Origin of the sequence: Aerococcus christensenii, assembly GCF_001543105.1 — a bacterium.
Classification (GTDB): Bacteria; Bacillota; Bacilli; order Lactobacillales; family Aerococcaceae; genus Aerococcus; species Aerococcus christensenii.
On the sequence record NZ_CP014159.1, the window covers coordinates 572,965 to 584,826 of the forward strand.

At 37.0% G+C, this 11,862-nt stretch carries 11 protein-coding genes and 2 pseudogenes; 4 read left to right on the plus strand and 9 right to left on the minus strand.

Annotated features, from left to right (window positions below):
* Positions 1-276 precede the first annotated feature (276 nt).
* Entirely contained in the window at positions 277-840 is a 564-nt protein-coding gene (locus tag AWM71_RS02730) for an isochorismatase family protein (protein ID WP_060776555.1), read from the plus strand.
* Between the two features lie 146 nt (positions 841-986).
* Here AWM71_RS02730 and AWM71_RS02735 read toward each other — a convergent pair whose 3' ends face one another.
* From AWM71_RS02735 to AWM71_RS02760, 7 genes and pseudogenes are all read right to left on the minus strand, one after another.
* Complete coding sequence (locus AWM71_RS02735) at positions 987-2,759, minus strand: ABC transporter ATP-binding protein (RefSeq protein WP_060776556.1); 1,773 nt, start codon at positions 2,757-2,759, stop codon at positions 987-989.
* On the minus strand, positions 2,752-4,497 hold the full coding sequence (locus AWM71_RS02740; RefSeq protein WP_060776557.1) for an ABC transporter ATP-binding protein: 1,746 nt from the start codon (positions 4,495-4,497) through the stop codon (positions 2,752-2,754). Before AWM71_RS02740 ends, AWM71_RS02735 begins: the two co-directional genes overlap by 8 nt.
* A gap of 348 nt (positions 4,498-4,845) precedes the next feature.
* Positions 4,846-5,856: a transposase gene (locus tag AWM71_RS02745; protein ID WP_256379442.1), complete on the minus strand. Its 1,011-nt coding sequence runs from the start codon at positions 5,854-5,856 to the stop codon at positions 4,846-4,848.
* A gap of 610 nt (positions 5,857-6,466) precedes the next feature.
* Positions 6,467-6,802, minus strand: a complete 336-nt coding sequence (locus AWM71_RS08565; protein WP_158320029.1) for a DUF4368 domain-containing protein — start codon at positions 6,800-6,802, stop codon at positions 6,467-6,469.
* A pseudogene (locus AWM71_RS08430) lies at positions 6,792-6,890 on the minus strand (ATP-binding protein); the annotation flags it as partial. The pseudogene AWM71_RS08430 and the gene AWM71_RS08565, both read right to left, overlap by 11 nt.
* A complete protein-coding gene (locus AWM71_RS02755) occupies positions 6,887-7,657 on the minus strand; it encodes a replication initiator protein A (protein ID WP_060776559.1) in 771 nt (256 codons plus the stop codon). The gene AWM71_RS02755 and the pseudogene AWM71_RS08430, both read right to left, overlap by 4 nt.
* A gap of 482 nt (positions 7,658-8,139) precedes the next feature.
* The gene (locus tag AWM71_RS02760) at positions 8,140-8,865 is read right to left on the minus strand and encodes a MerR family transcriptional regulator (protein WP_060776560.1); all 726 of its coding nucleotides are present in this window, start codon (positions 8,863-8,865) and stop codon (positions 8,140-8,142) included.
* Positions 8,866-9,117: 252 nt separating this feature from the next.
* On the opposite strand from AWM71_RS02760, the gene AWM71_RS02765 reads away from it, so the two are divergent.
* On the plus strand, positions 9,118-9,360 hold the full coding sequence (locus tag AWM71_RS02765; RefSeq protein WP_004106718.1) for a prevent-host-death protein: 243 nt from the start codon (positions 9,118-9,120) through the stop codon (positions 9,358-9,360).
* 602 nt (positions 9,361-9,962) lie between these two features.
* Here AWM71_RS02765 and AWM71_RS02775 read toward each other — a convergent pair.
* Complete coding sequence (locus AWM71_RS02775) at positions 9,963-10,574, minus strand: CadD family cadmium resistance transporter (RefSeq protein ID WP_004111717.1); 612 nt, start codon at positions 10,572-10,574, stop codon at positions 9,963-9,965.
* A 432-nt stretch (positions 10,575-11,006) separates the two neighbouring features.
* Here AWM71_RS02775 and AWM71_RS02780 point away from each other — a divergent pair, with 432 nt between their 5' ends.
* Both AWM71_RS02780 and AWM71_RS08600 read left to right on the plus strand, forming a co-directional pair.
* On the plus strand, positions 11,007-11,264 hold the full coding sequence (locus AWM71_RS02780) for a type II toxin-antitoxin system Phd/YefM family antitoxin (protein ID WP_060776561.1): 258 nt from the start codon (positions 11,007-11,009) through the stop codon (positions 11,262-11,264).
* A gap of 2 nt (positions 11,265-11,266) precedes the next feature.
* A pseudogene (locus AWM71_RS08600) lies at positions 11,267-11,392 on the plus strand (type II toxin-antitoxin system RelE/ParE family toxin); the annotation flags it as partial.
* 165 nt (positions 11,393-11,557) lie between these two features.
* Here the strand turns inward: AWM71_RS08600 and AWM71_RS07860 are convergent.
* Complete coding sequence (locus AWM71_RS07860) at positions 11,558-11,824, minus strand: site-specific recombinase (protein WP_201783968.1); 267 nt, start codon at positions 11,822-11,824, stop codon at positions 11,558-11,560.
* Between the last annotated feature and the right edge of the window lie 38 nt (positions 11,825-11,862).

The window sequence follows — 11,862 nt, forward strand, 5'->3', positions numbered from 1 at the left end:
CTCTTTCCCATTTATTGTCACTTCATATCTACCAAATACAAACCATAAAAGTCCTCAAAAACAACCTATTTGTTAGTCGTACCGTCCATTCATAAAAGAGTTTTATCACTTTTTATAAAAAATCACCAGACATTCAGTTGAAAAAATCTCTAATATCTATTACACTTTAGCTGAAAAACTTAAAACAACCTAAAGGCCAGCCGAACTCCCAGGAGTCTATGCATGTGGGTCGAAGACTAGCCAACTACGAACCACATAAAGAAAGGAAGTCTATTTATGACCCCAATGACACTTGACAATACTTTACTACTTGTTATCGATATCCAAGAACATTTTATTCCCGTGATGCCGAACGCCAAAGATTTTCTCACAAACGTTCACTTTCTTCTCAAGGCCTTATCTCCTCTTCCCCTAGAGACCGTTGTCACAGAACAATACCCTAAAGGCCTCGGAAAAACGATTGAAGAACTCCAACCTTACCTCAAAGATGCTCCCGTCTACTCCAAAACGAGTTTCAGTGCCTGCATTCCTGAAGTGCGCGCTCACTTAACAGATTCCATTAAACACGTCGCAATTGTGGGTATGGAAACGCCTATCTGTGTTGAACAAACTGTTCATCAATTACTCGCTGACTATCCAAAAATTCAAGTTCATCTTATCCGAGATGCCATTACAGGTAGAGATCTCCAAGACCATGAATGGGCCTTACAACAACTTCAACGGGAAGGAGCTTCCATAATTTCTATCGAAACTTTCCTCTATCGCTTATTAGGCGATGCGAAATCCCCTTACTTCAAGACGATCGCTAACCTCGTCAAAAATAGACACCACTCCCTTTAAAAGAGAGTATCTCATCTAAAAATAAACACAAATGAACCGATCCCAAGCGAGGGAATCCCCCTCTCACGCTTAAGATCGGTTCATTTTTTATAAAGCTTATCCGTCATTCAATACTTCACACCAGAAAGGACCTTTATAAGAAGACTTTACTCATTCTCTACAGCCAAACTTTCTCCTTCTTCTTTGGATAGCTTCCATCTTATGGCTTCTCTACGCTCCCCAATAAAGCGTCGATAAATCCCCTCTTGCGCCATCAATTCTCTATGACTTCCTCTCTGAACAATTCGCCCATGGTCCACTACAAGAATTTGATCCGCATGTTTGACCGTTTTTAAGCGATGAGCGATCATCACCACCGTCTTTTCAGCGGTTAGCGTCTGTATGGCCCGCATAAGTTCATTTTCGTTTTCAGGATCCACATTAGCAGTAGCTTCATCTAAAAAGATAATCGGCGCATCCTTCATCATCGCACGCGCAATAGAAATCCGTTGCTTTTCTCCACCTGAGAGGCTCGCCCCGCCTTCCCCAATAACCGTTTCATAGCCGTTAGGAAGACGTGAAATAAAATCATGGCAACAGGCTTTTTTAGCAACCGACTCCACTTCTTCCATCGTGGCATGCGGTTGACCGAAACGAATGTTATTCGCAATAGTATCGTGGAACAAATAAACAGATTGAAAAACAAAACTAAAATTAGCCATCAAACGATCCATCTCATAGGCTTTTACATTACGATCTCCCAACTTCACTGTTCCTGTCTCTACGTCCCAAAAACGAGCAAGTAAATGAATGAGCGTCGTCTTTCCACTCCCAGAAGGGCCTACAATCGCTGTCGTCGTCCCTTCCGGAATCTCCAAAGAAATCCCATCAATAATCTTCCGCTGATGATAAGCAAAACCTATCTCTTGAGCCGATAGATCATCCCCATCAGGCGCCAGACTTTCTCCTGTCAAATCCATCTGAGGCGTTGTCAAAATTTCTTGAGCACGATCCACACTTTGATCCACTACCCGAAGAAGGGCAGAGTATTGGCCAGCAGTTTCCAAACTCGCATAAATCATAAAGGATGCAATCACCATCACGATCGCATGTAGTCCGTCCATACTCCCCGCACAATAAAAACCACACGAACAAACGACCATCACGGTACCTATCATTTTAGCCATAAAACTTTGCAACGTGATCAGTGGGAGGAGGTTCATCTCCATGGCAATATTGGCTCTACTATTTTCACGAATGGCCGTATTCAATTCTTTACTCTTTACACCCGTTAAGTGATAGGCCTTCACTTCCGTCATGCCTTGAAGATATTCCAGCACCTTCTCTACTAACTTTTCATCTGCTTTCATCTTTCTTTTGGCTAATTTCCCTGCCACCTTTTGCAAGTAGCTATTCGTCAACAAAAACAGAAGAAAACCTCCCAAGACAATCCCTGCCAAGCGTCCATCCAATAAAAAAAGCATACCTATAATCAAGCTAGTAGTCAATAAGCCTTCACACACCAACATAATTACCCGGGCAGCTACAGTTTCGAGCGTTTCCATAACATTCGTTGTAACAGAAGTAATCTGGCCAAGGGTATTACGATTAAAATAGCCCATGGGGAGATAGCGTAAGTGCTCTGCAATCTCGATACGTTTGTTTGCACAGGTTCCATATCCTCCTTCTGTCTGCAAGAGAACGGCTTTTAACTGAGTAAAGCAAGCCCCTCCCATACTTACTAACATAATGCCTAAAGAAAGAAGGATATCTCTCGTTTCAACCTCTCCTTTTAGTAAAGCACTAACCATCACGGCGATCGCTGGGATCTTTAATGCTTCAAACATCGCTTGAAAAACACTCAACCAGATGGAAGTGATGAATTTGCGACGACTTTCCTCTCCACAAAAAGCCAAAAATTTTCGAATAACCCTAATCATGGTCTTTCACCTCCCTATGTGCTGCCCACATCTTCTCATAGAGACCATGCTGCGCTAATAGCTCATCATGGATGCCGCTCTCTTTGACACGTCCCTTCTCAATGACATAGATACAATCAGCCGCTGTCACTGTAGATAATCTGTGCGCAATCACAATGCGTGTCTTCCCCTGAGTTAACCTCGAGAGGGAGCGTTGAATCACTGCTTCATTTTCCGGGTCCGTATAGGCGGTTGCTTCATCCAAAATAATAATTGGAGCATCCTTCAACATTGCTCGAGCAATAGCAATCCGCTGCCTTTCTCCTCCTGAAAGATGGCTTCCGGATGAACCGACTACCGTCTCATATCCCTTCTCCAACTCCATAATAAAGGGATGGCAACCACTTTGTTTAGCCACTTCTTCTACTTCAGCATCTGTTGCATGGGGACATCCCATACGGATATTTTCTCGAACTGTCTGATTAAATAAATAATTATCCTGAGAAACAAAAGCCACCTTATCGGCATAAGCGTCGAGAGGAATGTCTCGAATATCGACATTTCCTAACAAAATCTTGCCGCGCGTCACCTCCCAAAGTGACACCATCAACCGAGCAAGGGTACTTTTCCCGCTACCCGATGGCCCTACCAAAGCCACAAAGCTCCCCTCAGGGATCACCATAGAAATTCCGTGCAAGACTTCTTCCTCTTGATAAGCAAAATGAACGTCTTGAAGCTCAAGCGTGTTATTAGTGGGGACCTGCCCTGTCGGGGGACGTCTCATTTCTGGAGCATTTAATAAGCCTTGAACTTCTCCTAAAATCGTCCCCATCTTCCTAAAGTCATCCGAATAACTCATCAAGGTAATAATCGGCGTAATGAGCCCTACAGAGAGAATCATAATCGTCACAAAATCTTCAGCCGAAAGACTCCCCCCTTTCACCAACAGCCCGCCAATAGGCAAAATAAAAACCATTGTAGCTGGCATAACAACCATAGCTAAGGTAAAGGGAACAAGGCAAGACCTCATCCAATCAATATAGCTATGTGCTGCTTCATATGCATCTCGCACAAATCGTTCATAAGACCGTTTCGTTGTCCCAAACACTTTGATGACTTGAATGCCGTTAATATATTCCACAGCTGTCGCATTGAGGGCCTTTGTTGCCTCTAACGTTCGCTGGTAAAAGGGTCCACTCCCAACCATCATGAAGTAAAAACAGCCCATTCCAATCGGCAAAGTCGCCAGAGAGGCAACTCCCATCCGCCAATTCAAACTAAAAATATATCCTAAAATAAAAAGAGGGACGAGTAAATTGGCGGTCACTTCAGGCACTATATGCGCAAGAGTCGTTTCAATGCTATCGATGCGTTCAATGAGCGTATTTTTAAGCGCTCCCGAACCGTATTCAAGTACTTCCCCCAGCGGCATTCTTGTTAACTTTTCCATACATCGTTTTCTCAGTTCAGCCAGTACGGTAAATGTTGCCTTGTGGCTAGTCGCCGTACTTAAGGCATGGCATAATACGCGTCCCAACCAAAAGACAGCAATCCATCCCCCCCTCAACAGATACGTCTGAAAAATACGCTTGCCTTCCATCAAATCATGAACAATCTCAACAATTACAAAATAAGGGGCCAAAGAAAAAGCCACCCCCACTCCCGCATAGATAACGCTTAAAAGGTATTGTCTCTTATGATGACCCGTTTGTCCTAACAGCCACGCTATGGGAGATTGGCTGTTTTGTTTTTCATCCATTCGTAACTCTCCTTGCATCGTTTAACACATTCATCCGCTTCCTTCAACAGCAACCAGACAGGGGCTAACCGTTTTTTATCTTTAAACAAATTTAAAGACGATTTTTAGCACCTTCATTATATCAAATAAAAGACAAGTCCTTTCACCTTTTGACGGATTCGTTACAGGCAGTCTTTCAGCGATAAGAATAACGCTCAGAAAACACTCCTTCTATAAAAACCTGCTAACAAAAGTCAAGGAGAAAAGTAAAATTAATTTTGCTTTTCTCCTTGTTAATTAGATTTTAAATTTGAGCACAACAAATAAACCGGTTACTATCGGCTTGTTTTAATTATTGTATTTTTAATTCTAGGCTGCTTTTAACACCTTCTTTTCTTGTTTTGATGCCATGACTTTTGCATAGTAGACTCTTAGGAATTTATTTAGTCCTGCAAATTTACATATTTTTTTATCTTTTCCATCTTTTTTTACCATATAAATATATATTTCATTTCCTGGATTTTTAGCACTCATCATACATTTCATAGCCTGGTAACCTACTTTTCTTAGTATTGCATTGCCTTTTTTTGTTATTTTTCTCTGTTCTGCTTTGAAATTACCTGATTCATACGGTGGCGAATCTATTCCTACAAAGGATATTAAACTTTTTTTATTTTTAAATTTTGATAAGTCGCCAAATTCTGCTGTGATTTGTACCGCTAATTTATCTGATATTCCTGAGAATTTCTTTGCTTCTTGATATTCTTCTAAGGGCTCGGCAATTTCTATCATTTGTGATAAAATAGTATATAGAATTTGATTTATATGTTTTATCAATTCTATTCCTTCTTGTATGTTCATTTTTATATATGAGCTACTAGAAGGTTGAGTTGAGATACTTTCCTCTGCGAGCTTGTATATGGATTTAGCTTTATCAGCATTAGGATGGTATCTCTTTTCTTTTGCCCAGTTTTTAAAATCTTCTATAAATTTATCTTCTGATTTTTCTAATACTAGGTTTTTATGCCACCATTTTTCTAAGAAATCTAATAATTTGTCTTTTGAAAAGTCTCCTGAAGCGTGGGGTATTAGTTTTTTTATTCCTGGAAATGTTTGGCTTATTGTTTGATCTATGAAGTTCATTTGATTGATTCTTAAGTCCATGTAATGCTGATATGATCTGTTTAATTCTTTTAGGACTCTGAAACTTTCTACATCTACTTTGTATTCTTGTAATTCTTTCCAATACATTAACCCATATTCTGCTATTTGTATGGCATCTATATTATCATTTTTTGCTTTTCTAAAGTTAAGAACTCGGCAAAACTGTTTCATTTTTAAAGGATTTACTACCGTTACAAAATATCCTTTGTCTTTTATTCATAGAGGATTGGAAGATGATATTTACCTGTTGCTTCCATGACTATTTTTACTTCTTCATTTAACGTATCTAGTTTCTTTAAAAATTCTTCTACTTTTGTTTTCTTAAGACGAACATCAAAAGGCTTCCATTTGTAGTTCCTACCTGCACCATTACACTCATTTTAGCTCGTGACACGGACGTTTTGCCCAACCTGCTTAACCGAATATGAATAATGAAGAGGTAGATGATAGTTTTTATAACGAATATTTTAACCCTAAAAGACGATAGAGTTTTTAATTTCTATCGCCAGTGATTATCTAATATTTATTTTTCTTTAAATTGATTTTATTGTATAGTTTAATAGTTCTATTAATCCAATTATAAAAAGTAAACTGGGATTCATAACAAACCCCAGTTTTATAATTAGCGTGTTCTTTTAATATAATTTTGTTTTAATCTTCTCCCTCTGCCCGTATGTTTCTCTTATCTTTAAATAACTAATATATTTCATCTTAATAATGTATTATAACACTTAGAGATATATACTTGCTATTTTACCAATCATTCAACTTACACTTCTGGAAATATGTTAACTTACTCTTAAACTTGCAATAAAAGTTTTATACCTTAACCAACTTCTATATTTTTAAAATCCCCAATAAAGTTAAAATACACATGAATTTCTTGCTTTCTTTGTTCCCCTTTTCTTCCTCTTGTTGCTTCATGGACGATTATTTTTTCAATGAACTCATTAATCATTGGAGTGGTTAGTTCTTCTATATCGGTATATTTCTTTATCATTTTTAGAAAATTATTGGTATCTATCTTGTTTTTATTATGGTTATCTATTTCTTCTCGACCGTTTTTAATTGTACTTTCTAACTCAGCCTGCTCTTCATAATATTTTTTATATAGCCTTTCAAAGTGCTTCTCGCTGATTTTCTTTAAAGCATAATTCTCCATCGTCTCTATTACCACATACCTTGCAATAGATATGTCCATTTCTTTCAATATCATTTTCTCTTAATACAAAATCTTTTAAGCTTTTCATAAACTCTCTCCTATATCGTAATTCATTTTTCTTGTTGAATTGTCATTAATATTTTTTGCCTGATCATTAAGATACCAATTGATTATCGTTGCCTTGTGATCTTGATAAACTCTGTTGTTTGCTTTCATATAAGACGAGAGCCTATCAATGTATTCACTAATTCTGCTTCCTAACTCATTTGTTAAGTCTTTGTATTCTTCAGTCAAAAATATATTTTTATATATTCCATAAGGCTTTTGCCCTTTATTAAAATCATTCTTTCTTAACTCATTATTACTAATATTGTTATAGTTACCTTCCGATTTTCGAAAATCTTGAAGTCTGTTATTCGGAGTTCTTGAATTCCGATTATCGGAAGTCTGGACTTCTACTTTTCGGAAATCTGCATTTCTACTGTTTGGACTGGAGAAAACACTCATAAAATCTTTAACATAAATCCTATTTGGTTTTCCAAGTCTTTGTCTTTTCTTTTCTATTAATCCAATTCCTGATTTTGTATCAAGCTCATTCATAATTTTTAAGGCTTTATCATTTGCACAGTTGAATTGTTCTTTAATAGAATCCATTGTGTAATAAATAAAAACTTTTCCATCTTCATCTATCCAGCCGTTTTTATATGAAAGGCCAATTCGATTAAGCATATATGAATACAAAACTTTAGCTTCAATGGAAATGCTCTCAGAAATTTCATCTTCCATTAATACCATAGGTAACCTAATGAAGTTATACATCTCTGATTGCCTATTATAAAAATAATCAAAATTCATTCCTACCTCCTTTCTTTAAATTAAAAAAGAGCAGCCTTATTTAAGCTACCCTTATAGAAAGTATAAAATGGGTTTTATCTTATTATATTTTTTTGTGCCTCCTCATACCAGTTGCAAAACTACTCTTACGTTCATGTAATTTTTTTGAGTCTTTTTGACGTATCCTTCTTCATCTTTATCAAAGACAAAATGCTTATAAAACTGCTTAAAATGCAGGATTTCTAAATTTACATCTTTTGTATCAACGCTATAGTCTCCACATGGATTGAGAGAACGGGTAGTATAGCTACACTTTTTAACGATAGGAGGGGACTATCGTTAAAAAGTTTGAGAATCTATTTTCAACAAAACAATTTTTTATTCTGGTAGAAAATTAAAGCACCTTTTTGTAATGATCCCCAAAAGTTAGATTTTTGGTCCAACTTTTGGGAGCACTACATTAGTTAATTAGGTGTTTTTAATCAATAATTCGATTATAAAACTTACTTGCAATAATATTCGATTGCCTTGTTGACAAATACTGATGTCCCTTCGCCTGCAAACGCATCTATATTTTTCGTAAAATCACCACCAGAAGCATACATCTTGCCAAGTCTGGATAAAATCTCATTCGAGCACTTATAGAAATTAGCTGTAATAAAGTCCTGCAGTTTCTTTACCAAAGCCTGAACTTCAACTGAATCGCTGGGTTGTGATTTTACCTTGCCAAATTCTGCAAAAATCAGCATGAGTTGTTGATGGAGCATTTTTGTTTCCTCGCTGTTTCTCCTTTTTTCTTTAGCTTCAAATTCCCTGAATTCCGGTGTATCTCCCCAATACTCTTTTGCCTGTTTGGCATACTCATCAATTTTGCTTGTGTCAAATGCTGTAAAGTTCATACAGTTACCTCCTAATGCTTTTAATCCCTTTGCAAAAAGAATTAAATTTTCCAAATGCTCTTTTTTCAAGATTAATAATTTGATCTGTTGTTCCAGCACTAAATCTTTGTCGAAATGCTCACTGGTTATTATTTCTTTAATTTCTTTGAGCGGAAATTCCAAAGCTTTAAACAGCAAAATGGATTGTAGTACCTTTAGATCCTCATCACCATACAACCTATATCCTGACTCCGAATAAGCGGACGGTTTTAACAAACCGATTTTGTCGTAATACTGAAGAGTACGAATACTAATTCCTGCTATCTTGCTGACTTCATTCACTGTTTTCACTATCTCATCTCCTTCCTTATCACTAGAATAAAGTATTACGCAACGTCATAGTCAAGTATTTTTGCTAGCGTTGCTGTCTAATGCTCAACCTAAGACTGTTGTATTTATACAGCTTCAATCGGCAAACCATGAGTTCCGATTGACACCTGTCACATCTTTTCTGAGTTAATAGTTATGACGTAGATTTGAAATACTTAGGATTGATTCATCCTAAAATATAGGGTGTAATCTCCTTAAAAGGAGGCTATCGTTATGAATGTAAATACAGATACGCTGATTTCAATTTCTGAAGCCAATCAAAACTTCTCAAAGGTTGCTCGTCTTGTCGATAAATACGGCTCAGCTGTAATACTAAAAAACAACTCTCCGCGCTATGTGATTTTAGAGTTCCCTAAAGCCGATGAGGTTTCTGCTCCAGCTGATGATGAGGTCATGGCTTTGTCGGATATGTTCATCAAAAAGAATACAAAAGTCTATGAGGAATTAGCTAAATGAAGTATCTAAACCAAGATCAAGTAGTTAGACTTCATCAAGCTCTGATTGAAACAAGTAGTGGCTCGTTAGGTATTCGTGATGAGGGAATGCTCAACTCTGCGCTAAAACTCCACTACAGACTTACATTTGAGAGCATTTTTAGAACTTGTCAAAGTCTACCTGACCTACAAAGCCTACCTTTTATTTTATCTTTCGAGCTGTATTTTCCCACTTCACAGCCTGGGTGCAAAGTGGCGAATCGAAGTGCATGAGCGATTAAAACATAATTCGCTGAGCTTGCTCAAAGTTGAAAGCACAGTGTGCTTTCAACGCAAGCGAAGTACGTTAACATCCTGTTCACTCGACCCTAGAGCGTTGATATCTTCCCTCATACAGCCAAATCACGCTCAAAAACCGCGAAAACCCAGCTTAAAGCCGCTTCGCATTAAACCTTTTAACGATAGCCCTCGCAAACCCCTGCTACACAAGGACTAAAATGCACCCATCTAATCAGCCTCCTGCATCTTATAGCACGGTGAAGCGCCGTGACGGTGGGAAGCACCACTTATTTTTCTCGTTTGAGTTTGAACATAAAAATAGCAGATAAAGGGAAGGAAATGAATTTACACCACTTTTAGGACTTGACCTATGAAATAATTAATCGTTCCATTTTCAGTTAATATATATAGACCGAGTCCAATAAACACGACAGGTACAATTACTTTTTCGTACTTTTCCACAGTCTCTCCGATAGCAGAAATTGAGGCGAGATTTTGAGATAATTTGCATAGAATCAAAATCCCTAAGGCAAATATTACTAAACTTATACTAATCTCAATCAAACTCTTTCCTGTAAAATAGGGGATATAAATTCCTAAATTATCTCCACCCATTGCTACTGTTAAACTTGTAAATGCTAAGATTTTTGATCCATCTCCGGTAATTTTCCCTTCGATATCTTCTTCATCAATATCTTCATCCACAAAAATTGCTCTTATACCAAGACCTAGCGGAATTAGACCAAGGAGTCCGATAATCCAATCTTGTGGAATAAAATTTAAAAAGTAAGCGGCAATAAGACTAGCCAGTACAAGCAGTCCTGTACCTAAATACTGCCCTACATAAATTGATTTCAAACCTTTCTTTCCTTGACTAGCGAATAAAATAGTCAAAACAACTAAGTAGTCAATGGATGTAGAAACAAAAACTAATAAAGCGGATACTATTGTTTCCATTATTTCTCCTTTCAAAATGTTTAATGTTTATAGCCAATCAAAATTGACTGCACACACATTGTGCCTCGGCAGTTGCCAATGGAGACATTTTAAGAAATAACTTCACAATTTTCCCACCTTTCCTTGAAATATTACTTGTGAATTTTACTTAAATTATATGATTTTGTCAAATATGCTGATAGATATCCACGCAAACTGTGAAGATTGAAAATATATAAAATTAGATAGACCAAACATTATTCATCTAAATAAAGCCATTGTTTTCAAAAGTCTTATAGTCTATTATTTTATTTTCTTGACAACAAACAAATTGATTCTAAATAGATTGAGAGAACGGGTAGTATAGCTACACTTTTTTGAGTGCCAAGCCACTAATATAATTGTAATCTTGATAATATTATGATACTTTTTTGATAAAAGGAGGTTGATACTATGATTAATATTCGCCCAGTTTCTGATTTAAGAAACAAATTTCCAGAAGTAGAAGAAATAGTTATAAATTCAAATACACCAGTATTCCTTACAAAAAATGGTTATGGAACTATGGTTCTAATGAGCATCAAACAATACTCCACTCTCACTGACGACATTGAAAGAAAACTCGACGAAGCAGATACTTTTGCCGCAAACACTTCTACGCGTCTTTCTAAAGATGACGTCTTTGATAGCGCAAGGAGAAGGATTAATTAACACGAGAACACCCCTACTACAGGATTAGCGTACGCAACTTTTCTGTTTTTTACATTGTCATCGACGACACTATGGAAGTGCGCAGACTTCTATATTCAAAACGAAATATTGACGCACTACTGGAATAACTATTCCTAATGACTATCATTATTATGCTAGCGAGTATTGAAAAGGCTATCGTTAAAAGGTTTAAGATTGGCTTGATAGCTTGCTTTTTGAGCATAAAAATAGCCTAGAGGAACTCCCCTAGGCTGACTTTTGTAACATTTCAAACACTCACATTCTTTTGGCTTTTACGATGCCCTTTCAATATCCACACTAATCTCTGATTTAAAAGTTACGCTGAACCTGTCCTCGTAAACTTTTATTTTCTTGATGTACTTTCTTACCAGCTTCTCGTCATACTCACTAATATCGTGACGCTCACTTTTCAGAAAATCTTCCATTTCTCTGATTCGTCTTTTAGCATCTTCTTGACCTGCTTTTTCTATAAGAAGCTGCTGTTTCTTACCTTTCAGTTCATCAATCTCGTTGGCAGTTTTCGTATATAGTTTCATCACGTGTTGGATACAATGAAACCTTAGCTTGGAACTCTAAA

Bases quoted from the DNA above. Each gene is read 5' to 3' on its own strand.
- AWM71_RS02730 (WP_060776555.1), top strand. From the start codon at position 277: ATGACCCCAATGACACTTGACAATACTTTACTACTTGTTATCGATATC.
- AWM71_RS02740 (WP_060776557.1), bottom strand. From the start codon at position 4,497: ATGGATGAAAAACAAAACAGCCAATCTCCCATAGCGTGGCTGTTAGGA.
- AWM71_RS02765 (WP_004106718.1), top strand. From the start codon at position 9,118: ATGAATGTAAATACAGATACGCTGATTTCAATTTCTGAAGCCAATCAA.
- AWM71_RS02780 (WP_060776561.1), top strand. From the start codon at position 11,007: ATGATTAATATTCGCCCAGTTTCTGATTTAAGAAACAAATTTCCAGAA.
- AWM71_RS08565 (WP_158320029.1), bottom strand. From the start codon at position 6,802: ATGGAGAATTATGCTTTAAAGAAAATCAGCGAGAAGCACTTTGAAAGG.
- AWM71_RS02775 (WP_004111717.1), bottom strand. From the start codon at position 10,574: ATGGAAACAATAGTATCCGCTTTATTAGTTTTTGTTTCTACATCCATT.
- AWM71_RS02755 (WP_060776559.1), bottom strand. From the start codon at position 7,657: ATGAATTTTGATTATTTTTATAATAGGCAATCAGAGATGTATAACTTC.
- AWM71_RS02735 (WP_060776556.1), bottom strand. From the start codon at position 2,759: ATGATTAGGGTTATTCGAAAATTTTTGGCTTTTTGTGGAGAGGAAAGT.